Raw genomic sequence first — 21,334 nt, forward strand, 5'->3', positions numbered from 1 at the left:
CGGTATAGTCCGCTGCTTGAAGCAGGTGCGCCGACCTTCCACACAATCGCGCGGCGCCCGCAACTCCGTACCAGATGGTGATTCTGTCGTGAATACAAATGAACTTCCGTCCTCCGCGCGGGCGTGTGATGTACTCGTCATCGGCGGCGGGCCGGCGGGCTCGACCGCGGCGGCGCTGCTGGCCGGGAAAGGGCATCGTGTCACCGTTCTCGAGAAAGCGCACCACCCGCGTTTCCATATCGGCGAGTCCCTGCTCCCGGCCAATCTGCCCCTGTTCGAGAAACTCGGCGTGGCCGACGAGATGCGCGCGATCGGGATCCGGAAGTACTCGGCCGAGTTTGTTTCGCCTCAGCATGCCGAGCAACAGCGTTTCAATTTCGGTGAGGCATGGGACAAATCCATGCCCTATGCCTATCAGGTGCGGCGCGCCGAATTCGACCACATCCTGATTCGCAATGCGGCTGCCAAGGGCGCCGAGGTGATCGAGGGCTGTCGGGTGAAGGACCTCAGCTTTCATGCGGACGGCGCCACCGTCAGTGCCGAGCATGAGGACGGTCGCCGCGAGCGCTGGTCGGCGCGCTTCGTGATCGACGCCTCCGGCCGCGACACCTTCATCGCCAATCGCATGCGTGCCAAGCATCGCAACCCGCTGCACAACAGCTCGGCGATCTACGCGCACTTCGCCGGCGTCCGGCGTCACGACGGCGACGCCGCGGGGAACATCTCCATCTACTGGTTCGAGCACGGCTGGTTCTGGGTGATCCCGCTGGCCGACGGTGCAACCAGCATCGGCGCGGTAACCTGGCCTTACTACATGAAGCAACGCGCCGGCCGCGCGCTGGACGACTTCCTGGCCGACACGATCGCGCTGTCGCCGGCCCTGGTCGAGCGCATGCAGGGCGCGAGCCGGATTTCGCCGACGGAGGCGACCGGCAATTTCTCCTACACCACCGATCACACGCACGGGCCGCACTACATTCTGCTTGGCGATGCCTATGCTTTCATCGACCCGGTGTTCTCCTCAGGCGTGATGCTGGCCATGCAGGGCGCCTTCTTCGGCGCCGATGCGGTCGATACCTGCCTGCGCCAGCCCGATCGCACCAAGGCGGCCATGGCGCGTTTCGACAAGCTCGTCCGTCATGGGCCGAAGGCCTTCTCGTGGTTCATTTACCGCATGACCAGTCCGACCATGCGTGACCTGTTCATGGGCCCGCGCAACCTGCTGCGCATGAAGGAAGCGCTGCTCTCCCTGCTGGCGGGTGACATCTACGGCAAGACGCCGATCTGGCCCTCGCTGCTGGCGTTCAAGACGATCTATTACCTGTCGGCCCTGCGCCATCTGCCGCGCACGCTGGCGGCCGGGCGCAAGCGCAAGCGCGACATCCTGCCGGTGGAAGACGGCGAGATGGCGGTGCGCGGATGAGCGGCGGTTCGAAGTTGCAGTTGCTGTCACCGCTGGATGTCGATGCCCCGCTGCCACCCGGCATCGACCCCGCACGTGTTTTTGGCGAGATCCGCTTTGGTGAGGACTGTGCTGACGGCGACGCGTTTCCGTGTCTGCGGGTCTGCTCGCCCACCCTGGTGCCGGCGAACCCGTGGCGGGCCGTGTGGCTGTCCGATCACGCCCTCGCTGCCGGCCGCCACGGACAGGTGGCCTATCGTCACGACGATGAGTTGATGTACGGCGTGATCTCGGTCGATGAGTCGACATTTGTCGATACGCCGTCGACGAGTGCCTTGCAGCAGGCAGCGGAGTTCGCCTACCGTGAGGTCTTTGCCGCGCTGGCGCACGCCGGGTTTCCCGGCTTGCTGCGGGTGTGGAACTACCTGCCGCGGATCAACGAGATCGAGAACGGGGTCGAGCGCTATCGCAAGTTCAACATCGGCAGGCAGGATGCCTTTGCCGCCTGCGGCCGCGCGCTGACCGGACGGGTGCCTGCGGCCAGCGCGCTCGGGGTGCGCCACGGCGCGCTCGAGATCGGCTTCTTTGCCGTGCGGCGCGCCCTGCTGGCGGTCGAAAACCCGCGCCAGGTCAGCGCCTATCATTACCCCGAGACCTATGGCCCGCGCAGCCCGACCTTCTCGCGCGCGGCGGTCAGCAGCAGCATGGTGCAGGACGTGCTGTTCATTTCGGGTACGGCGAGTATCGTCGGCCATCAGACCCTGCACCATGGCGACGTGGCGGCGCAGACACGCGAGACGCTGGTGAATATCGATACCGTGCTGGCGGAGGCGGCGCGAGTCGCCCCGCTGCTGAGCCCGGCGCGTGAGGATCTGGCGTGCCTGGGCTACGTGCGCGACCCCGCGGATCTGGAGACCATCCGTGCCGAAGTGCGGCGCGTGATCGGGGATGAAACACAGGTGTGCTACGTTCAGGCCGATGTCTGTCGCACCGACCTGCTCGTCGAAATCGAAGCCAGCGGCGGACATCCGACTCAAGGAGCTCGTTCATGAAACCGAACGCACTGTCATCGTTTGCATTTGGCGCGCTGCTTGCCGCAGGGGCGGCGCTGCCGGCGCATGCCGGCGAGGAAAAGCCGCTGTGGGAGCTGGGTCTGGGCGTGGGCGCGGTGTCGTTTCCCGACTACCGGGGCTCAGACCGGCAGCGGGTGCACGGGCTCGCAGTGCCGTATTTCGTGTATCGGGGCGAGTTCTTCAAGGCCGACCGTGACGGCATTCGCAGCATCTTCTTCGACAGTGACCGGGTGCAGCTCAATCTGAGCATGTCGGCCTCGCTCCCGGTGGACAGCGACGGCAACAGTGCCCGCCGTGGCATGCCCGACCTCAAGCCGACGGTGGAGATCGGGCCCTCGCTCGAGTTCAACCTGTGGCGTACCGACTGGCACAATGCGCGCATCGACCTGCGCCTGCCGGTGCGTGCCGCCTATACCGTGAAGGGCCCGGTCAAGCATGTGGGCGTGACCTTCACCCCCTTCATCAACCTCGACATCGACCCCTTCGGCGACTCGGGCTGGAACCTCGGCATGATGGCCGGGCCGATCTACGCCAATGCCCGTCAGCACCGTTACTTCTACGATGTGAAGCCGGAGTTCGCGCTGCCCGACCGGCCGGCTTACGAGGCCTCGGGCGGCTACTCGGGCGCCCAGTTCATCACCGCGCTGTCGAAGCGCTTCGACCGTTTCTGGGTGGGCAGCTTTCTGCGCTACGACACCCTGCGCGGCGCCGCTTTTGCCGACAGCCCGCTGGTTCAGCGCGATCACGCCTGGGCCGCCGGCGTGGCCATTGCCTGGGTGATCGGTGAGTCCTCGCGCAAAGTCGTGGTGGAAGACTGAGCCACGCCGTGAGTGCATCAAGCCCCCGCCGGTTTCCGGCACTCTATGAGTATTTCTGTCTCTATTTCGGGCTGTTCGCGCTTGGCGTGCTGTGTCTGGGATGGTCGCTGGTGGCCGCCATCCTGCATCCCTTCATGCCCGACGGTGGGGCGAGCAGGCTGGGGCGGCGCGCGATCACCAGTGTGTTCCGGATCTATCTCTTTCTGCTCGGCGCGCTCGGTGCCTGCCGTTTCGACATCAGCGAACTGGATGCGCTGAAGGATCAGGGGCCGATGATTCTGGCGCCGAACCACCCCTGCCTGCTCGATGCGGTGATGGTGATCGCACGCCTGCCCAATGTGGCGTGCATCATGAAGGCTTCCCTGATGAAGAATCTCTTTCTTGGCGGTGGCGCACGGCTTGCGCGTTACATCCCGAACGGACGGCCCCTGCAGATGGTGTATGCCGCCTGTGAGGCACTTGCCGGGGGCGGGCAGTTGCTGATGTTTCCCGAGGGGACGCGCACGGTGCGCGCACCGGTCAACGAGATCACGCCCAGTGTGGCCCTGATCGCGCGACGTGCGAAGGTGCCGGTGCAGACCATCATCATCGAGACCGACTCGGATTATCTGTCCAAGGGCTGGCCCTTGTTCCGGCGCCCGCCGATGCCGATTCACTACCGGGTGCGGCTCGGCCGACGTTTCGACCCGCCTGCCAATGCCACGACCTTTTGCCGCGAGCTCGAAGCGTACTTCGCCGAGGAGCTCGCGCACGCACGCTTCGTGCCGCCGCAGTTCGCCACCGCGCGCCCGAGCGCGGCGCAATCCCACTGATCCGGTCTCGCCCATGACGTCCTCCCCCACCCATGCGGTGTTGATTCCGAGCTACAACCCCGGCCCCAAGGTGATCGACACCGTACGCGAGGCGCGCGCGCAGTGGGCCCCGGTGTGGGTGGTGGTGGACGGCAGCACCGATGGCACCGACGTGCAGCTGCAGGCGATGGCGGCGGCGGACGAGGGGCTGAAGGTCTTCGTGCTGCCCGAGAATGGCGGCAAGGGTGCAGCCGTGCTGTACGGGCTGGACGAGGCGGCGCGGCAGGGCATCACCCATGTGCTCACCATGGACTCCGACGGCCAGCATCCTGCCGGCCTGATTCCGCGCTTCATGGCCGCGTCCGCGGGCGCACCCGAATGCATGGTCCTCGGGCGCCCGGTGTTCGATGCCAGCGCACCGCTTCTGCGTGTACGCGGGCGCAAGGTCTCGAATGCCTGGGCCAACCTGGAAACCCTGTGGGTGGGCATTGGCGATTCGCTCTACGGCTTTCGCGTCTATCCGGTGGCGCCGCTGCGTGCGCTGATGCAGGGGCAGCGCTGGATGCGCCGCTTCGATTTCGATCCCGAGGCGGTCGTGCGCCTGGCCTGGCGTGGCGTGAAGCCGATCAACATCGATGCGCCGGTGAAGTATTTCAATGCGGATGAGGGCGGGGTGTCGCACTTCAACTACCTGCGCGACAACACCTTGCTCACCTGGATGCACAGCCGGCTGCTGCTTGGTTTCCTGCTCCGCCTGCCGTTGCTGCTGTGGCGTCGCTTGCGCGCCTGAGTCGCAGTCTGCCCGCCGCCTCAGGCAGTTTTTGCCCTGGATTCGTTCGCAATCTTCATCCGGTTTCTGCCTTCGGCCTTGGCCGTGTAGAGCGCCTTGTCCGCGCGCTGCAGAATGCGCTCGATCGGGTCGCCGGGCGCCGCGACACAGGCACCGATACTGACGGTGATGGAGGTCTCTTCGGCGAGCTGGATGCCGGTTTCGATGCTGTTGCGGATGCGCTCGCCCAAGCGTGCAAGGGTGTCGTGATCGCAAGGTGACAGCAGGATCAGGAACTCGTCCCCGCCCCAGCGCGCCGCGCAGTCGTAGGGACGGATGCTGGCGTTGATCAGGCGGCCGACTGCAAGCAGCGCCTCGTCTCCGGCCGAGTGTCCGAGGAAATCGTTGATCTGCTTGAACTCGTCGATGTCTATCCAGATCAGGCCGAAGCGGCCTTGCTCGCGTTCGGCGCGTTTGACCTCGGCGTTGATACGTTCGGTGAAGCCACGGCGGTTCAGCAGCCCGGTCAGCGGGTCCACACTGGCCAGTCGGTGCAGCTCTTCGGTGCGCTCGGCCACGCGGTGCTCAAGTTCCTGCGTGTGGCTGCGCACGGATTCGGCCATTGCGCTGAAATGCCCGGTGAGACGACCGATCTCGCCTCTTGCGGGTGGCAGCGCGAGCGGATTGAGATCGCCGTCCCGTACCCGCAGCATTGCATTTTCGAGGGCCGCTACCGGGTTCAGCACCCAGCGGCTGAGGATGTAGTTGAACAGCAGCAGCGCCACCAGCAAGGTCGCGGCAAAGATGACCAGCACGCTGGCGAAGCTGTGCAGCGGCATCAGCACATCGAGGTCGAGCATGGTGACTTCGTACCAGTCGAGCTCCGGCAGATAGGCCACGCCCGCGAGGTAGCGCTTGCCTTCGAAGGTGACGAAGCGGCTGATCACCCGGGTGTCGTGTTCGCGTTCCGGGCCGGCCCCGGCAAGCTCGCGCATCGCGGCGCGGATGAATGTGCGATCCTGCCCGTCGCTGAGCAGGCGATCGATGGTGATCTTTTCACCTTCGGCTTTGACGATACTGGCGTAGTCGATGTAGCGCAGGTCGCGATGCAGCTGGATGGCACCATTGTGGTCGACGAACAGGGTGGTGATTCCGGGTTGGGCGAGCTGGACGATGTCGCGGATGAAGCGGTCGAGATCGAGTCCGGTGCCGACCACGCCAAGCGTCTCGTCGCCGTCGCGGATCAGGACGTCGACCCAGAGCTTGGTCATCCCCAGGGATTCGTCCTTGTTCACGTTGAGATGGAATTCGCGGCCCTGGCGGATGATCTCGTAAAACCAGCTGTCCGATGGCGTCGTGGGATTCAGGAAATAGCGCAGCTGCCGACCGGCGTAGTCGTTCTGGGCGTTGTTGTGATAGTAGGCGCCCGATGCGCGCAGCGCGGCAAAGTAGCTGCCGTCCTGGAAGTTGCGGCGGAAGGTCTCCATTTCCGCGATCGCTTCCTGCATGTAGGCAGGATTGTCGGGGTGCTTCGCCCAGCGCCGGATGAGTTGCGAGTGTGCCATCTGCCGGGAAAGCGCGATTTCCCGGATCAGCGGCTGCAGGAGCCGGGCGGAGTCGTATCGCACCTGGGTTTCGACCAGACGCACGCCCCATTGCTCGATGATGCCTTCGGCAATCCGCTGAAATGCAAACCAGCTCGCACCGGAGGCGATCAGGATGATGGCTGCGGCGAGGATCAGGAAGCGGGGCTTCAGGTTCATTTGGCGGAAGGGCTGCTGGAGTCCCTTGAGGTGAGCGGGTCAAGGTAGCACGTAAGGATGTGGCGGTGAAACGGCGGGTACAGCCCGGACATGCTCATTCGCGCGCCCTCGGCGGCAATGGATGACCGATCGCCGGGAGCCAGATGCGCAGGCACGGGGTGGTCAGGATGGTGCTGAAGATGGCCATGATTACCAGCATGGTGAACATTGCCTGCGAGATCACGCCGAGATCGTAGCCGACGTTGATGACCACCAGCTCCATCAGCGCCCGGGTGTTCATCATAATGCCGAGAATGCCGGCCTGGCCGTGACCAAGTCCGCAGCGGCGGGCCGCAAGGTAGGAGCCGCCGAACTTCCCGAGCGTGGCGAGCGCGATCACCAGCGCACACCAGCCCCAGTCCGCAAGGCTGTCGAGGCTGCCGATATCGGTGCGCAGACCGGTATAGGTGAAGAAGACCGGCAGGAAGAAGACGCTCACGAAGTGACCGACGCGCGTATTCCAGGCCTCGCGCAGCCCATGTTCGTCGTGCAGGATCACGCCCATCAGGAAGCCGCCGAAGATGGCAAAGATGCCCAGCTGATAGGTGCACATGCCGGCGCCAAAGATCAGCGCCAGCAGGAACCCCATCAGATTGGGCGGCAGCCGGCCGCGACCGGGGCGGGCGCGTTGCACCAGGCGCTTGACCAGCGGGCGCAGCACGAACCAGCTCAGGCCGAAGAAGACGAATACCAGCACGATGCGGGTCAGGAAGTCGAGCGCATCGAGCTGGGCGGCAGCGAGGGTGGAGACGAGTGCCAGCAGCAGCCAGCCCACCACGTCGTTGATCGCGGCTGCGCTGATCGCGATCACCCCGAGCGGGCTGCGGGTGAGCTGGAACTCGATCATGATGCGACCAAGAATGGGCAGCGCGGTGATCGAGAACGCGGTGGCCACGAACAGCCCGGACACCAGGGGGTCGGCGCCAGCGGGTTGCAGCGGCGTGGCCAGCCAGCCGAGGGCGAAACCGAGGGCAAAGGGCAGCGTCAGCCCGGCGCTGGCGACCCATGCCACCGTATGGCGGTGCTTGCGCTCGGTGAGGTGGCTGAAATCGAACTCGAGCCCGATCTGGAACATCAGCAGCAGCAGACCGATCTGGGACAGGATCTGCATCGGCTCGGGAGGAGCGCTGAGGAACACGAGCTTGAACAGCCCGGGCGCGAGCCAGCCGAACAGCGACGGGCCGAGCAGGATGCCGGTGACGATTTCGCCGACCACGGACGATTGCCCCAGCCGCAGCGCAATCTCGCCGCCTGCGCGTGCCACCAGGATAATGACCGCCAACTGCATCAGGGTGAAGAACAGCAGTGCTTCGGTCTTGTGCACGCCGGCGGCGTTCATTGCAGTGGCGGCGGTGCTCATGGGGCGTTCAGATCATGCCGCCGTTGATCGAAATGACCTGGCCGGTAATGTAGCCGGCCTGTTTCGAGGCCAGAAACCCCACCAGATCAGCTACCTCGTCCGCGCGCCCTGCGCGTTTCATCGGCACCAGGCGGCCGATGGCCTCGGCATCGAAGGCGGCTTCGCTCATCGCGGTATCGATAATGCCGGGGGCCACAGCGTTGACGGTGATGCCGCGGCTGGCCAGCTCCAGCGCCAGCGACTTGGTGGCGGCGTGCAGCGCCCCCTTGGCCGCGGCGTAATTGACCTGGCCGCGATTGCCGGTGAGCCCGGCGATCGAGGTGATGTTGATGATGCGTCCCCAGCGGGTGCGGATCATTGGCATGGTCAGCGGCTGGGTGAGGTTGAAAAATCCGTTGAGGCTGACGTCGATGACGCGATGCCACTGCTGCGCCGACATGCCGGGAAACACCGCATCGTCATGGATGCCGGCATTGTTCACCACGACCTGGATCGGCCCTTCGGCAACCAGCTTCTCGAGCGCTGTCGAGGTGGCTGCCGCATCGGTGAGATCGAAGGCGACGGCCTGGGCCTGTCCGCCTGCATTGCGGATGGCGGCGGCAACGTCCTCGGCGGCGTCGAGCCTGCGGTTGGCGTGAACGAGCACGGCGTAGCCGTCGGCTGCGAGGCGCTGGCAGATTGCGCGGCCGATGCCGCCACTGCCGCCACTGACGAGTGCGCGAAGGGTCATGATCGGGTATCCGGGGTCAGGAAGAAGAAGGCGTGCGGCCGAGCACCACCGCGACCCGTCCCTGCACCAGCAGGCGTTCGGCAGCGGAGACGGTGAAGGCATACAGCAGCGTGCGCGCGTCGGCCGACAGGCGTTCTGCGCAGATGGAGAGCGGGGCCTCGATGTTGTCGAGGCGCTCGACCAGGCAGTTCACGCCGCGCGCGCTGCCCAGAAAACCGGGGCTCGGGGGCGTTGCCGCGCTCGCCGCATCTGCCAGCAGTGCGCCATGCACGGCCATGGCCTGGGCGGCGTACTCGATGGCGTTGAGCGCGCCAAGGCGGCCGCCGCTGCGCAGCGGATTGTCGGCGGCGCGGTGGGTGGCACTGCTGCAGCGGATATGCGCTGCATCCCAGGCTTCGACGGTGTCGAGCAGACACATCTGGCCGTGGTGCGGAATGTGTGCGGCGATCCAGTCGCGATCGGGCAGGGCGGCGCTCACGCGGACAGGCTCAGCTCGAGGCGCAGATCGTCGAGATAGTCGATGACGACGGAGCCGCTGCGGCCCTGTGCCAGCAGCGCGAGCAGGGGCAGGCCGCGAGCGGCGGGGATGCCGCTGCGCACCGCGTCCATCGCGGCGTCGGTCATCGTGTCTGCCGCCGCGGTGCTGAAGTCGCCGAGCTGCAGGCGCGGGGAGTCCTCGCCGTTCGGGTCGAGGAGCAAGGCCATGGCAAAGGCGTCGCTGACCTGACGTGCCGCCGCCAGCGGTTCCGGGTAAGGGTGGTCGTACACCAGCAGCAGCACCGGCTGCGCAAGTTCGTGCGCCAGCGCGAGGGCTTCGATCAGCCCGGCGGCCAGACTGCCGTCGTAGGACGAGATGATGGTCGAAGTTGCCATGGCGCCGGTGGCGATGCCCCAGTAACCGGAGGCGGCGTTATTCACCGAATTGTGGAAGCGAGTCGGCGAGATCCGGCGGTCGTCGCTCGCCAGCGCTTCGCAGATGGCATGGCAGTTTGCACCGTCGCCGCCGGCCGATGCGAACACCGTAGCCAGTTTCGAAGCGTCTGCGCCTGCGGCATTGGCGGCCTCGATGCCCGCGCACAGCGCCAGCTTGACCACGGCACCGACACGGCGGCGCTCGGCCGGTGGCAGCACGCCGGGGCTGGGGACGCGGGTGGCGGCAGCTGCCCAGGGCGCGTTGCCGGCGAGCACGGCGCGGGCTTCGGGCCAGCTGTCGAAGCCGGGGCCGATGAGGCCGACGCCGCGGATGCTTGCGGATAGTGGCTGGGTACTCATGATGTTCTTCCGCCCGCACGCGACAGGATGAGGCTGCAATTGGTGCCGCCGAAACCGAGGGAGTTCGACAGCACATGGCGTAGCGTTGCCTGTCGCGGCGTCTGCCGGTAGTCGATGTCGATGTCCGGGTCCAGGCTGCGGGTGCCGGGGCTGCCGGGGATCAGCCCGTCGCTCAGCGCCAGCGCGCAGAACACCGCCTCCAGTCCACCTGCGGCGCCCAGCGTATGTCCGGTGGCGCCCTTGGTCGAGCTGGCCGGCGTGGTCGTGCCGAACAGCTGGCGCACGGCAGCCCCTTCGGCGCTGTCGTTGCTTGGCGTGCCAGTGCCATGCAGGTTGATGTAGTCGATGTCCGCGGCTTCAAGCCCGGCGCGCGAGAGTGCCTGCTCCATGGCCATGCGCGCACCCAGACCGTCGGGATGAGGCGATGACATGTGGTGGGCATCGCTCGATTCGCCGTAGCCGCTGAGCAGGAGTGCATCGTCAGCAGGGCGGGCCGGCGCACGCTCGAGCAGGGCAAAGGCGGCGGCCTCGCCAATCGAGATCCCGCTGCGTGCGGGGTCAAAGGGGCGGCAGGGCTCGGGTGCGACGAGTTCGAGTGAGTTGAAGCCGTAAAGCGTTGTCAGGCAAAGGGAATCGACGCCGCCGACGATGGCCGCGTCAATCAGGCCGAGCTCGAGCAGACGGGCTGCGCTGGCGAACACCTTTGCGCTCGATGAGCAGGCGGTGGAGATCACCCAGGCCGGACCGCCGGCACCGATGGCGTGGCGCACGAACTCGGCAACCGAGAAGATGTTGTGGCTGCCGCGGTAGTGGAACTCTGGCGGCAGCGCGCCGCTGACCGGGTCGCGTCGCCGGTACGCCAGCTCGGTTTCGAGAATGCCGGAGGTGCTGGTGCCGAGCAGCACGGCGACCCGCTTCGCGCCATACCGGCTCACCGCATCTATGGCAGCGTCGATGAATCCGTCCTGCATCAGTCCGAGCAGGGCCAGGCGGTTGTTGCGGCAATCGTAGTCGGCCAGCGCGGGCGACATCACCACGGCTTCGAGATCCGGTACGCGACCAATCCAGGTGTCGAGCGTGATGGTCTCGAAGTCGCAGTGGCGCAGGCCGCTCCGGCCTTCAGCCAGCGCTGCGCGGGTGGCGTCCAGCCCGGTGCCGATGCAACTGGTGGCGGTATAGCGGGAGATGAGCAGAGGTTTCAACGCGCAGATCCGGTGGAATATGAACGGATTCTAACAAACCGGCCGCTAACCGGCGTTGCGCCGGGCCAGCAGCAGGGTGTTGGCAAACGGCGTACCCGCATCCATTGCCTGCGGGGTGACGCGGAACCCGAGCTGTTCGAGCTGACGCTGCCATTCGGCTGCAGGACGGCAGTAGAGGGTGGGGAGGCGGTGGCCGCGTACGCGGGTGACCAGTTGATCCACCCAGTTGCACAGCAAAAAGGGCAGGCCGGCAGCGGCATCGCCGACGCGCATGATCAGCGTGCCGTCCGGCGCCAGCGCATCGCTGACCCGTTGCAGCACCGTGTTCTGCGCAGCGGTTTCGATGTAGTGCAGGGAATCGAGGATGACCACCACATTGACGTCGCCGAGCGTCACGTCGCGGATGTCACCCTGTTCCACCACTGCGCCCGACGGCAGCGCGGGGCGGGCCCGTTCGACATCCTTCGGCATGAGTTCGATGCCGCGATAGGCTGTCAGCTGCGGCGCAACCGGCCAGTCGGCGGGCCAGTCGCCTGCGGCGTGCAGGCGGGCGGCCGCGGTAAGCCAGTTCGACAGCAGTCCCTGGCCGCAGCCGAGGTCGACGATGCGCGCCTGCTGCGGGAAGGCGCCACTGGCCAGCAGGCTGAAGAACACCGGGTCGCGGCCGAGCTTGCCGCGGGCAAAGTGCCAGGCGAAGTGGCCGGCCTGGCGGTAGGGGGCAGTGGCGGCGTCAAGCAGACGTTTGCGGAAGGACGAACTCATTGCAGGGCTTGGCGAAGGGTGACGGGGCGGAGATTGGCCGCGCGGATGGTGTCGAGCAGGGGCGGCAGCACCTCCAGGATGACCGCCCGCCGTTCGGGCGTGCGTGCGCAGTGGCCGTCGTGCAGCAGCAGGATGTCGCCGGCGGTGAGATCGCGGGTGAGGCGGGCGAGCACCTTGTGCGGCTGCGCTTCACGCGTGTCGAAGCCGCGCCGCGTCCAGCTCGCGAGCTGCAGTCCGAGTGCGGCCAGCACCGGCTCCAGAAACGGGTTGCGCAGGCCGGCCGGGGCGCGGAAGAACCGTGGCTGGCTGCCGGCCAGCGCGGTGAGCTGCGCCTGAGCCTCACTCAGATCGTGACGGATGCGCTTCGGGCCGAACAGCGAGAAATGGTGACGGTGGCGGTGCGAGTGGTTCTCCACCGCGTGGCCACGACGCACGATCTCGGCAATCAGGTCGGGGTAGGCGGCGGCGCGCTCGCCGATGCAGAAGAAACTGGCGCGCGCCCCGTGGCGTTCGAGCAGCTCGAGCACCGCCGGGGTGACCGTCGGTTCAGGGCCGTCGTCGATGGTGAGCGCGATCTCGCCGCGGGCAATCGCCGCCTCAGGCAGGCGGGTGATGTTGGGGCCGAGCAGCCGGCTGCGGGGCCACAGGCCGGCTGCGGTCAGCGCGAGATGGCTGGCAACGACGGCAGCCAGTGCCCAGGGCCAGCTCTGTGGCCAGATCAGCCATGCGGCAAGTGCGCCCGGATGCAGGATCAGGGTGGCAGTAATCAGCGGGGTGGGCCGCCACGGGCGGCTGGTGTGCGGGGTATTCATGTGGGCGCGATTGTAACCGGCAGCGGCGCTTGCATCGTTCGTGTGCTGTGCATTGTTCAGGGCACCCCGATGACCAGGAACAGGGTCTTGCTGCCCTTGTCACCCACGCCGAACCCCAGGTAGGCCGGACCAAGTGCGGTGTTGGCCGAGAGGAAGATCGAGGTCGAGTAGCGCCGGCCCGAGCTCTCGCCGGCATTGAGCAGCTTGTCCATGCGTCCGCTTTCGAGGCTGCCGCCGAGGAAGACGCCAGAGCCGAGGATGGCCGGCAGCCGGATGGCGCGGTTGCGGTATTCGAAGCGGACAAAATCGTACTGCGCCCCGAGAAACTCCCCGAAGCGATAGCCCGACAGGCGCAGCGGCCCGCCGAGCTGGAACAGATCCTGTCCTGGCAGGCCGTTGTCGAAGCTGGTGCCGGCCTCGGCACTGATGCCCAGGGTATGCGGGCCCTGATTGAGAAACACTTGGCCGTGGCCTTCCAGCAGCGAGTAGTCGAGCTTTGTGCCGTCGCGCTGGCGCGCCTTGATGGCGGTGAGATTGAGCGCATATCCTTCGCTGGCGAGGCGCACACGATCGAGCTGGTCGACCAGCAGGCGGACCTGCAGCCCTGTGGTTTCGTAGTCGCCGCCGGCGACCAGCGCCGTGCCGGTGTCGCGGGTGAAGCTGCCCTTGCGCCACACCGGGCCGGCACGCAGCATGCCTACGGTGCCGAAGTTGTAGCCCAGGTCCATCCCCACAGTGCCCTGCTCAAAGGCGTAGGTCGCGATGCGTTCGCTGTTCACGTACAGGCTCTGCTTGTAGGTCTCCGCCGACACGTAAGGCTGGACGAAGGCGCGTCCGGCGGCGTCGAGCGGCTGGTAGAACTCCGAGCTGATGCGGTTGCGCCAGCCGATCTTGAGTTCGGTGGCCCATTCCGCGCCAAGCGGATTGATCCAGGTCTTGCGGTGCTGCACGATCAGGTTGTACTGGGAGTCGCCGGTGAAGTCCGAGGCCACGCCAAGACCGAAGCCGAGATAGTCCGGGCCCCAGCTCTTCTCGCGCGGACTCACGATCAGCGTGCGGACGCCGTCCTGCGGGGCGATGCGGTAGTCGATGCCTTCAAAGTCGCCGCGTCCGTAGATGCGGCGCATGTCGGCGGCGAGGGTTTCTTCGGACAGGGTGTCCTCGCTCGCACTGTGCATCAGGTCGCGCAGCACGGCATCGTTGGTGCGCTTGAGGCCTTCGAAGCGGATCTGTGCGACCTTGCCCAGGCCGTTGCTGGCCAGCGTCTGGCTGCTGCGCAGTGCGAGGTACTCGTCTTCGGGCAGGCTGTAGCGCCGCAGGGTGGCGGCAAGGGCCTGCGCCGCGTCACGACCGCGGGCGATGGCTTCGGGCTGGCGCTCGAAACTGCCCGAGGTGATGTCGCCCAGGTCGGGGGCGATCAGGATGTCGTTTTCGCCAAGGGTGGCGAGTTCGGCGTCGACACGGCTCTTGCCGAGCAGGTTGATGAGCTGGCCAGTGATGGAGAAGGCTGAGCTGAGTTGCTCGCGTTTGAGCAGGGTGGACTGGATATTGACCGCGATCACCACATCGGCGCAGGTCTGGCGTACCAGGCCGATGGGCAGGTTGTTGGCAATGCCACCGTCGACCAGCAGCTTGCCGTCGAGCTCGACCGGTGCCATCACGCCCGGAATCGCCATGCTGGCCCGCATCGCCTGCGGCAGGCTGCCGTGATCGAGGATGACGGCATCACCGGTCTCGATGTCGGTGGCCACGGCCTTGAACGGAATCGGCAGATCGGCGAAGCGCTCCACGTCGGCCACCGGACGGGTGAGGCGGCGCAGGAAGCTCTCGATCTCGACGCCACTGACCAGGCCGCGGGCGGCGGCAATGCCATCACCCTTAAGCCCCAGTTCGACTTCGCTCAAGCCCTTCAGCGCATCGGCCTTGCGCCGGATCGACTGCTCCTGACGGGGCGGCTTGTCGTTGAACACGTCATCCCAGTCGGTGGCGACGACCGCCGCTTCGAGATCGTCTGCGGACAAGCCCGCGGCATAGGCGCCGCCGACGATGGAGCCCATGCTGGTGCCAGTGACGCAATCGACCGGAATGCGCAGGGCTTCGAGCACCTGCAGCACGCCGATGTGGGCGGCACCGCGGGCGCCGCCGCCGGACAGGGCGAGGCCGATGCGGGGGCGCTGGAGCGGTGCTTCGGCGTATGCAGGCAGCGCGCTGGACAGCATGAGGAAGGCAAGCAGCACGAGGCTTGCCGGGCGCAGCAGGGTGGGAGTGGGCATTGCGTCAGGGCGCTTGAAGCGGATGGAGCGAGAGATAGGATTGCCACAGTTGAAGCCAGGTCGGCCAGTCGTGGCCCCCGGCGATACGACAGATCTGCGCTGCTGGCAGCACCGCGGCCATCAGCGCATGTCCGCCGGAGAAACGGTCGTCATTGCCATAGCCCAGCCACACCGGTGGCGTGCGGGTGCGGGCCGCGTCCCGCAAGGCGCGCCAGCCACGGCGCTCGTCGTTGGCGGCGAGGCCGTCGTCGGCCTGCCACGCGGCCAGGCCGCCGGCCGCGGCGATTTCGCGGGTGATGCTGCGGTTGCCGGGGTAGGGCGCGAGCAGCACCAGCCCGTCGCTGCCACCCGGATGCAGATCGGCATGCATCAGCGCGGTGATCCCGCCGATCGAGATCCCGCCGGTGAGGATGTGCGGATAGATCGCCCGCTGCGGCGCAATGATTTCGGCCTCGACGCGGGTGGCAAGGCTGCCGTCGCAGACCGCTGCCAGATCGCTTTCCACCAGGATCAGGTCGACGGCCCGGCCGCTGGCGTGCAGGGCCGCGCCGAAACCGGCGTCGATGAAGTCTGCCGGTTTGTCGTAGGCGCCTGCGAGCATGACCAGCAGCGTGGGCGCCGTGACGCCGGCTGCGGCAGGCAGGCTCAGGGTGTTGAGCGTCATCGCAGCGGGCTCAGGGGCCGGGTGGCAGAGGGCGGCGCGGGCTGAGCATGGCCGAGAACACCAGGGCCAGGATGGCGCCCGGGCCGACGGTGATGCCGATGGCCTGCAGCACCGGCACCTCGGAAAAGGCCAGCAGTCCGAAACCGGCTACGGTCGTGAGATTGGCAAACAGCAGGGACGCCAGCGTGGCCGGGCTGGGTGCCGTGTTGTCGGAGGCGCCGCGGTCGAAGAACAGCGCGTAGTTGGAACCGACCGCGACGATCAGCAGCAGCCCGACCAGATGCAGCAGGATGAGCTGCTTGCCGGCCAGCGTCAGCGCAGCAAGCACCACCAGGATGGAGGCGGCCAGCGGCAGGGCAACGCGGACGACCCGCATGGGATTGCGCAGGAAGACCAGCAGCAGGGCAAGGATTGCGAATACGCCACCGAGCGAGAGCTGGATGGCTTCGCCGAGATAGCCGCGGTAGAGCGTGTCGGATTCGTGCTTGAGGTCGAGGAAGAGCGCTGGCGAGCCATCGGCCGGGGGCGGAGCGGTGGCCAGTTCGGCACGGACCGCGGTGGCGTCGATCAGCCCCGCCTGGCGGCCTTCGGTGGGCGCGCGTAGCGGAAGCAACGCGCGTACGCCGTGGTCGGTTTCGATCAGCATGGCGTCAACGGCGAGCGCGAGCGAGGTGCCCTCCATCGAAGCGCGGTTCAGCAGCGGGCGCTGGCGCGCGGCCTCCACTTCATCGAGGAAGGGTTGCAGGCGCTCCGCACGCAGCGGCAGATCTGCGCTGGCCTCCTGCAGGCGGGCGGAAAGCGCGTCGCGCAGCGGCAGGCTGTTGATGCGGGCGCGCTGGGTCGCCTGGCTGGGGAGGTAGCGCGTGGCGCTGTCCCAGCCACTGATGAGGCCTGCGTCCTGCAGTCGGTTCAGTGCTGGAGCCAGTGCTTCGGCGGCCTGCAGTGCGGCTTCGGCATCATGCCCGTCGACCACGATCAGATAGCGCACGTCGGGTGCGCCGAGTTCACTGCGCAGGCGCTGGTCGAGCACCTGGTCGGCGATCGGAACCGGGCTCAGTGCGAGCAATTCGCTGTTCCAGATGGCCTGGCGCTGGATCGCGATCAGCGCCAGGCTGCTCAGGGCCAGCGTGATCACCAGCCAGCGCAGGCGGGTGGCAGCCGACACCAGTCCGGCCAGGCGCCGGCCGAGCGGGCTCACGTCGCGCAGACGGAAATCGGCCGGCAGCATGGCCGGGAGCAGGTAGCGCGTCATCAGCGCCGCCGCGATGAGGCCGGCAAGGGAATACAGGCCGAGCTGTGCCAGTCCGGGAAAGCCCGAAGCCAGCAGGGCGACGAAGCCGCAGGCCGAGGTCAGCAGGCCGAGGCGGATGGTGGGCCAGAAGCCGTTCTTGCTGTCCCGCGGCTGCCCGCGCTGCACGAAAAGATAGATGGCGTAATCCACCGCCTCGCCGATCAGGGTGGTGCCGAAGCCGAGGGTGAGGCCATGCACCACGCCAAAGCCGAGGCTCACCGCGGCGATGCCGGCCAGGGTGCCGGTGATCACGGGCAGCAGGCCGAGTAGCAGCACCGGCACGGAGCGGTAGATGATGAGCAGCAGGACGATGATCAGGCTGCTGCCGATGGCGGCGATGCGGGTGACTTCGTCCTTGATGGTGGTGCGCGACTGCACCGAGAACACGCCAGGCCCGGTCATGTCGAGGCGGATGGCGTTGCCGTTCCGGTTGTTGCCGTACTCGCTGACGGCCTCTTCGAACGCGGCGCGGATGGCATTCATCGCGGCCTCCTGGGCGTCGATGTCGGCGCCGGAGGCGCGGCTCATCGCCAGCAGCAGGGTGGTGTCGCCATTGCGCGAGATCCACACGTCGCCATCGCGCCGCGGCTGCTCCGCGCTGTCGAGTGCGCTCAGCAGCTGCATGAGCTCGCCGGTGGGGTCGCGGGTGAGCAGGGGTTTGGCGAGCAGCCCGGCGGGAGACGCGAGCAGGTTGATCGAATCCTGCAGTGCACTGCGCAGGCCATCGACGCTGAACCGTTCCGGGGTGACCGCGCTGCTGAGGGCATAGCGGTTCTCGAACAGCCAGCGCCGGTCGGCCTCGAGGTGTACCGCTTCGCCATTATTGACCGCGGCGAAGCGCTCGTCGGCGCGCAGGGCGGCGGCCATCTTGCGCGACACCTCGCTGCGCCTGGAGATGCTGCCACCTGACAGCCCGATCAGGGTCATCCGCGACACCATGCCGTCGCGCAGCTGGTCGACGAGCAGCTGCTGTTCCGGGGTCGGGCTACGGGGCAGGAACACCGACATGTCGGCGGTGAAGCTGGCGCGGGCAACGATCGTGGCCAGCACGCCGACAATGGCCAGCCACATCAGGAAGGCGGACAGGCGCGGGCGCATGCTCATCGCAGTACCGGCTCGATACGCATCTCCGAGCGATCGCCGTCGGCCTGGAGAATGTCGACGCCGCGCACTTCGCCCCGGCTGCCGCTGATGCTGATGCGCAAGACGACCTTCGCCACGGCAGGGTCGGAAGGCAGCAACTCGAGCGACCACTGCGTTGCGCTGCCAGACAGCGACAAGGCATAGCTGCGCTCGAGCGTCTTGCGATCACCGGCCAGCGTGGCGCGGATGCTCGCGATCAGCGCGGCGATCTCCGGGTAATCGCGCAGGCGCAAGCTGTGGGTCTTGCCGTCGCGGGTGAGGGTCAGGGTGTCGCCATCGAGCACCATGGACTCGCGCACAGGCGTTTCGGTGTGGCGCTCGAGCCTGGCCGGTGCGTGGTAGACCAGTTCGCCGGTCGTTCTCAGGGGCTGGTCGAGGATGGCCAGGTGGCGGGTCTCGACGAAGCGCACCCGCCCGCCGCCATTGGTGGCGAGGGTCTTCATCAGCTCCGCGACATCCCAGCCCGCGGCATGGGCGTGGCCGGCAAGAAGCCCCATCAGGAGTGCAAACAGGCGGAGGGTCATCGTGATTGAGCGGATCCGGTCGGACCGAAGTCGTTCCAGAAATCAAAGAAGTTGAACCAGTTTGAAGGCGCGTCATGGCAGCAGCGTTCGAGTGCCGCAGCGTAGGCCTGCATGGCGGCATCGATTGCAGCCTCGCGTTCGTGCCGCCCGACCTCGCTGAAGTCAGCGATGGGTTCGAAACGGATCGTGTAGCGGTTGCCACCGTGATACAGGCCGGCCATGAAGATGATGCGGGCGCCGAGCATTGCCGCCATCCGGAACGGGCCGACCGGCAGATCGGCAGCGGTCCCGAGCAGTTTAACCGGTCTGCGCAGTTCGTCACCCAGGCTGCGGTCGGCGAGCACGCCCACCAGTGCGCCGTCCTCGATCCGGGCGTGAATCCTGAGCATGGCGTCGAGCTTGCCCAGCGCAATCACCTCGGGGCTGGCGGAGGGGTTGAGTGCGGCAAGCAGGCTGTTGATCCGGCGTGCATTGTCCTCGAACATCGCCAGCGCGACCTTGAGCCCGGGCTGGGTGCGACCGATTGCGCGAATCACCTCGAAGCTGCCCACGTGAGCGCCGAACAGCAGCGCACCTTCGCCGCTGGCGATCTGGTCGCGGATCAATGCTTCGCCCTCGATGCGGATGTCGAACAGGTCGAAGCGGTCCTTCAGCAGGTAAACGCGGTCGTGAATCGTCGCCGCAAAGCTGAACACCTGACGGTAGCCGTCGCCGATACGTGCCGGGCGACCGAGCGCACGCGGCAGATAGGCGCGTGAGGCCCGCCGTGCGGACGGAGCGAAGAGAAAGAAATAGGCGGCGATCAGGTGCAGCACGACGCGCCCTGCGGGACGCCCCAGGCGCAGCGACAGCCAGGCCATCAGGCGCAGCATGGCCATGTTGCTGCGCTCGGGCTGTCTCGCCCACTCGGCGCTGGCGGGCACACTTGCCGCGCGCTCGGATGTCTGACGTGCGCTCATCGGTCTGCTGCGGGGCGGGGCGCAGGGGTGAAGCTGCCGCTGGCCACCGCCTGGCCGTCCGTCGTGTCGATGGCAAAGGCGATGGCGCCGCTCGCTGCGGGTGCCTTCCAGTTCAGGAACACGGCCTCGCCGGGGCCCACCGGACGGATGAACTTGACGTTTCCGACCTGCCACAACGGACGATCGAGCTTCAGCGCACGCGCCAGCGCGCAGGCCGCCTCGTCGAGCAGCACCACGCCGGGCACGATGGGCTGTCCCGGGAAATGGCCGGCAAAGGCGGGGTGGTCGGGGGCGATGTTCAGCGCGCAGCGTCCGGGGCTCATGCGCTTTGCTCCCGGCTGGCGCGGTGCGCCTGCAGCAGGGCTTCACAGGTGTCGCGCGGCAGCTTGCCGGTGGCGTTGCGCGGCAGGGCATCGAGAAAGATCAGCGGACGCGGCATGAAGGCCGGGTCGATGCGCTCGCGCAGGGCGGCGCGCAGGCTTGCCGGGTCGACGCCGGGTGCGACGACGAAGGCGGCGAGGCGGGTGATGTGACCATCGCGTTCGCCGTCGGGCAGGTGAAAGCCGCCGTCGCGCACACCGCTCACGCCCAGCAGTTGCTGGTTGAGGTAGCCGAGCGAGGTGCGCTTGCCGGCGATGTTGATGAGGTCGGCGTTCCGCCCCCTGAGCAGGAATCGACCGTTGCCGGCCTGCTCGATGACGTCGGACATCGGCACCGCGACCTCGATGTGGCCCCCGTCCGCCCAGGTCTGACCGTCGCGGTCCTCGAGCCGGATATCGGGAAACAGCGTCCATTGCTCGGTCTGCGCGCTGCGCCGTGTCGCGATTTGGCCGGTTTCGGTGGAGCCGTAGATTTCGAGCAGCGGCGCCTGCAGACCTGCTTCCGCAGCCCGGGCAAGCTCTACCGGCAGCGGGGCGGTCGCGGAGACGACCAGTGCGACCGGTGTCAGGGCGATGCCCTCGTCGAGCAGTGTGCGCAGATGAAAGGGTGTGGTGATCAGGGCCGCGGGGGCCGGCGTGCTGGCCAGGGTGGCCGCGATGTCGGCCGGATAGAAGGGGCGGCCGGCGTCGAACGCGGTGCCGCTCTGCCAGGCCACCAGCACGGTGGATTCGAACCCGTACATGTGTTGCGGCGGCACCGTGCCAATCAGCGTGGCGGGCCGCGCGGGATCGAGCCCGAGCGCGACGCCTTCGGCGCGGACGTTGATCACCAGCCGACCCCAGGTCTTGCGGTGCGGCACCGGCGTGCCGGTGGAGCCGGAGGTGAATACCCAGGCCACCAGTTGCGCGGCATCGAGCCGGGGTATGGCAGGCATCGCTGCGGGCACGTCCTGCGCCTCGCACAGGGCGGGGAAGCTCACCGCCGGCAGCGACAGCTGCGCGGGGTCGCCATCGGTCAGGATCTGGCAGTCGGGCGCGAAAGCGGCGAGATGGCGCAGGGTTTCAGGCGTGTAGGTCGACGGCAGCAGGCTGACCCTGCCGGAGATCATGCTGGCGGCAAGGCCCACGGCGAAGCGGTAGCGGTCGGTGCACACGTTGAGGATGTGACCGCAGTCTGGCAGCGCTGCGGCGACCCGCTCGATGTCGGCCAGAAAGCGGCGCAGGCTGATCGCTTCGCCATGGCGGCGGGCGACGACGGCATCCGGGTCAGTGTGCGAAACGAGGGGGAAGCTGGACACGGGTTGAGC

General features: G+C 67.3%; 20 protein-coding genes. 5 read left to right on the plus strand and 15 right to left on the minus strand.

Annotated elements, in window-relative coordinates; genetic code table 11:
• Nucleotides 1-88 precede the first annotated feature (88 nt).
• The 5 genes from CEW87_RS07455 to CEW87_RS07475 are packed head-to-tail and all read left to right on the plus strand — an operon-like array spanning nucleotide 89 to nucleotide 4,874.
• Nucleotides 89-1,423, plus strand: a complete 1,335-nt coding sequence (locus tag CEW87_RS07455) for an NAD(P)/FAD-dependent oxidoreductase (RefSeq protein ID WP_108972112.1) — start codon at nucleotides 89-91, stop codon at nucleotides 1,421-1,423.
• Nucleotides 1,420-2,454, plus strand: a complete 1,035-nt coding sequence (locus CEW87_RS07460; protein WP_108972113.1) for a hypothetical protein — start codon at nucleotides 1,420-1,422, stop codon at nucleotides 2,452-2,454. Before CEW87_RS07455 ends, CEW87_RS07460 begins: the two co-directional genes overlap by 4 nt.
• On the plus strand, nucleotides 2,451-3,293 hold the full coding sequence (locus CEW87_RS07465) for a MipA/OmpV family protein (RefSeq protein ID WP_108972114.1): 843 nt from the start codon (nucleotides 2,451-2,453) through the stop codon (nucleotides 3,291-3,293). Before CEW87_RS07460 ends, CEW87_RS07465 begins: the two co-directional genes overlap by 4 nt.
• 8 nt (nucleotides 3,294-3,301) lie before the next feature.
• Nucleotides 3,302-4,105, plus strand: a complete 804-nt coding sequence (locus CEW87_RS07470) for a lysophospholipid acyltransferase family protein (RefSeq protein WP_199917142.1) — start codon at nucleotides 3,302-3,304, stop codon at nucleotides 4,103-4,105.
• A 13-nt stretch (nucleotides 4,106-4,118) separates the two neighbouring features.
• On the plus strand, nucleotides 4,119-4,874 hold the full coding sequence (locus CEW87_RS07475; protein ID WP_108972115.1) for a glycosyltransferase family 2 protein: 756 nt from the start codon (nucleotides 4,119-4,121) through the stop codon (nucleotides 4,872-4,874).
• A 20-nt stretch (nucleotides 4,875-4,894) separates the two neighbouring features.
• Here CEW87_RS07475 and CEW87_RS07480 read toward each other — a convergent pair whose 3' ends face one another.
• The 15 genes from CEW87_RS07480 to CEW87_RS07545 all read right to left on the minus strand — a co-directional run bounded on the left by CEW87_RS07480 (nucleotide 4,895) and on the right by CEW87_RS07545 (nucleotide 21,325).
• Nucleotides 4,895-6,616, minus strand: coding sequence for a sensor domain-containing diguanylate cyclase (locus CEW87_RS07480; protein WP_108972116.1), 1,722 nt, complete (start codon nucleotides 6,614-6,616; stop codon nucleotides 4,895-4,897).
• 94 nt (nucleotides 6,617-6,710) lie between these two features.
• Nucleotides 6,711-8,015 (minus strand): cation:proton antiporter, encoded by a 1,305-nt coding sequence (locus CEW87_RS07485; protein WP_108972117.1) that lies wholly within the window; start codon nucleotides 8,013-8,015, stop codon nucleotides 6,711-6,713.
• A gap of 7 nt (nucleotides 8,016-8,022) precedes the next feature.
• Entirely contained in the window at nucleotides 8,023-8,745 is a 723-nt protein-coding gene (gene fabG / locus CEW87_RS07490; RefSeq protein ID WP_108972118.1) for a 3-oxoacyl-ACP reductase FabG, read from the minus strand.
• Between the two features lie 16 nt (nucleotides 8,746-8,761).
• Nucleotides 8,762-9,223 (minus strand): hydroxymyristoyl-ACP dehydratase, encoded by a 462-nt coding sequence (locus tag CEW87_RS07495; protein WP_108972119.1) that lies wholly within the window; start codon nucleotides 9,221-9,223, stop codon nucleotides 8,762-8,764.
• Nucleotides 9,220-10,017: a beta-ketoacyl synthase chain length factor gene (locus CEW87_RS07500; RefSeq protein WP_108972120.1), complete on the minus strand. Its 798-nt coding sequence runs from the start codon at nucleotides 10,015-10,017 to the stop codon at nucleotides 9,220-9,222. Before CEW87_RS07500 ends, CEW87_RS07495 begins: the two co-directional genes overlap by 4 nt.
• Nucleotides 10,014-11,219 carry a beta-ketoacyl-[acyl-carrier-protein] synthase family protein gene (locus CEW87_RS07505; RefSeq protein WP_108972121.1) on the minus strand — a complete coding sequence of 402 codons (1,206 nt, stop codon included), beginning with the start codon at nucleotides 11,217-11,219 and terminating at the stop codon, nucleotides 10,014-10,016. Before CEW87_RS07505 ends, CEW87_RS07500 begins: the two co-directional genes overlap by 4 nt.
• Nucleotides 11,220-11,264: 45 nt before the next feature.
• On the minus strand, nucleotides 11,265-11,981 hold the full coding sequence (locus tag CEW87_RS07510; protein WP_108972122.1) for a class I SAM-dependent methyltransferase: 717 nt from the start codon (nucleotides 11,979-11,981) through the stop codon (nucleotides 11,265-11,267).
• The gene (locus CEW87_RS07515; protein WP_108972123.1) at nucleotides 11,978-12,793 is read right to left on the minus strand and encodes a polysaccharide deacetylase family protein; all 816 of its coding nucleotides are present in this window, start codon (nucleotides 12,791-12,793) and stop codon (nucleotides 11,978-11,980) included. The genes CEW87_RS07510 and CEW87_RS07515 overlap by 4 nt, the downstream gene beginning before the upstream one ends.
• A 56-nt stretch (nucleotides 12,794-12,849) precedes the next feature.
• Nucleotides 12,850-15,066 (minus strand): patatin-like phospholipase family protein, encoded by a 2,217-nt coding sequence (locus tag CEW87_RS07520; RefSeq protein ID WP_108972124.1) that lies wholly within the window; start codon nucleotides 15,064-15,066, stop codon nucleotides 12,850-12,852.
• Between the two features lie 4 nt (nucleotides 15,067-15,070).
• A complete protein-coding gene (locus CEW87_RS07525) occupies nucleotides 15,071-15,730 on the minus strand; it encodes a hypothetical protein (RefSeq protein ID WP_108972125.1) in 660 nt (219 codons plus the stop codon).
• Between the two features lie 10 nt (nucleotides 15,731-15,740).
• Entirely contained in the window at nucleotides 15,741-18,125 is a 2,385-nt protein-coding gene (locus CEW87_RS07530) for an MMPL family transporter (protein ID WP_108972126.1), read from the minus strand.
• Entirely contained in the window at nucleotides 18,122-18,688 is a 567-nt protein-coding gene (locus CEW87_RS07535) for a LolA-related protein (RefSeq protein WP_108972127.1), read from the minus strand. The genes CEW87_RS07530 and CEW87_RS07535 overlap by 4 nt, the downstream gene beginning before the upstream one ends.
• Complete coding sequence (locus CEW87_RS07540; RefSeq protein ID WP_108972128.1) at nucleotides 18,685-19,647, minus strand: acyl-CoA synthetase; 963 nt, start codon at nucleotides 19,645-19,647, stop codon at nucleotides 18,685-18,687. The genes CEW87_RS07535 and CEW87_RS07540 overlap by 4 nt, the downstream gene beginning before the upstream one ends.
• Entirely contained in the window at nucleotides 19,644-19,970 is a 327-nt protein-coding gene (locus CEW87_RS22560) for a 3-hydroxyacyl-ACP dehydratase FabZ family protein (RefSeq protein WP_199917143.1), read from the minus strand. Before CEW87_RS22560 ends, CEW87_RS07540 begins: the two co-directional genes overlap by 4 nt.
• Nucleotides 19,967-21,325: an AMP-binding protein gene (locus tag CEW87_RS07545; RefSeq protein WP_199917144.1), complete on the minus strand. Its 1,359-nt coding sequence runs from the start codon at nucleotides 21,323-21,325 to the stop codon at nucleotides 19,967-19,969. Before CEW87_RS07545 ends, CEW87_RS22560 begins: the two co-directional genes overlap by 4 nt.
• Nucleotides 21,326-21,334 lie beyond the last annotated feature (9 nt).

It is taken from the genome of Parazoarcus communis, assembly GCF_003111665.1.
In the GTDB taxonomy this organism is placed as follows: Bacteria; Pseudomonadota; Gammaproteobacteria; order Burkholderiales; family Rhodocyclaceae; genus Parazoarcus; species Parazoarcus communis_B.

What these genes read in the sequence shown, in the direction of transcription:
- fabG (WP_108972118.1), bottom strand. Translation starts at nt 8,745, where the DNA reads ATGACCCTTCGCGCACTCGTCAGTGGCGGCAGTGGCGGCATCGGCCGC.
- CEW87_RS22560 (WP_199917143.1), bottom strand. Translation starts at nt 19,970, where the DNA reads ATGAGCCCCGGACGCTGCGCGCTGAACATCGCCCCCGACCACCCCGCC.
- CEW87_RS07520 (WP_108972124.1), bottom strand. Translation starts at nt 15,066, where the DNA reads ATGCCCACTCCCACCCTGCTGCGCCCGGCAAGCCTCGTGCTGCTTGCC.
- CEW87_RS07535 (WP_108972127.1), bottom strand. Translation starts at nt 18,688, where the DNA reads ATGACCCTCCGCCTGTTTGCACTCCTGATGGGGCTTCTTGCCGGCCAC.
- CEW87_RS07480 (WP_108972116.1), bottom strand. Translation starts at nt 6,616, where the DNA reads ATGAACCTGAAGCCCCGCTTCCTGATCCTCGCCGCAGCCATCATCCTG.
- CEW87_RS07475 (WP_108972115.1), top strand. Translation starts at nt 4,119, where the DNA reads ATGACGTCCTCCCCCACCCATGCGGTGTTGATTCCGAGCTACAACCCC.
- CEW87_RS07460 (WP_108972113.1), top strand. Translation starts at nt 1,420, where the DNA reads ATGAGCGGCGGTTCGAAGTTGCAGTTGCTGTCACCGCTGGATGTCGAT.
- CEW87_RS07485 (WP_108972117.1), bottom strand. Translation starts at nt 8,015, where the DNA reads ATGAGCACCGCCGCCACTGCAATGAACGCCGCCGGCGTGCACAAGACC.
- CEW87_RS07525 (WP_108972125.1), bottom strand. Translation starts at nt 15,730, where the DNA reads ATGACGCTCAACACCCTGAGCCTGCCTGCCGCAGCCGGCGTCACGGCG.
- CEW87_RS07500 (WP_108972120.1), bottom strand. Translation starts at nt 10,017, where the DNA reads ATGAGTACCCAGCCACTATCCGCAAGCATCCGCGGCGTCGGCCTCATC.
- CEW87_RS07540 (WP_108972128.1), bottom strand. Translation starts at nt 19,647, where the DNA reads ATGAGCGCACGTCAGACATCCGAGCGCGCGGCAAGTGTGCCCGCCAGC.
- CEW87_RS07510 (WP_108972122.1), bottom strand. Translation starts at nt 11,981, where the DNA reads ATGAGTTCGTCCTTCCGCAAACGTCTGCTTGACGCCGCCACTGCCCCC.
- CEW87_RS07515 (WP_108972123.1), bottom strand. Translation starts at nt 12,793, where the DNA reads ATGAATACCCCGCACACCAGCCGCCCGTGGCGGCCCACCCCGCTGATT.
- CEW87_RS07530 (WP_108972126.1), bottom strand. Translation starts at nt 18,125, where the DNA reads ATGAGCATGCGCCCGCGCCTGTCCGCCTTCCTGATGTGGCTGGCCATT.
- CEW87_RS07465 (WP_108972114.1), top strand. Translation starts at nt 2,451, where the DNA reads ATGAAACCGAACGCACTGTCATCGTTTGCATTTGGCGCGCTGCTTGCC.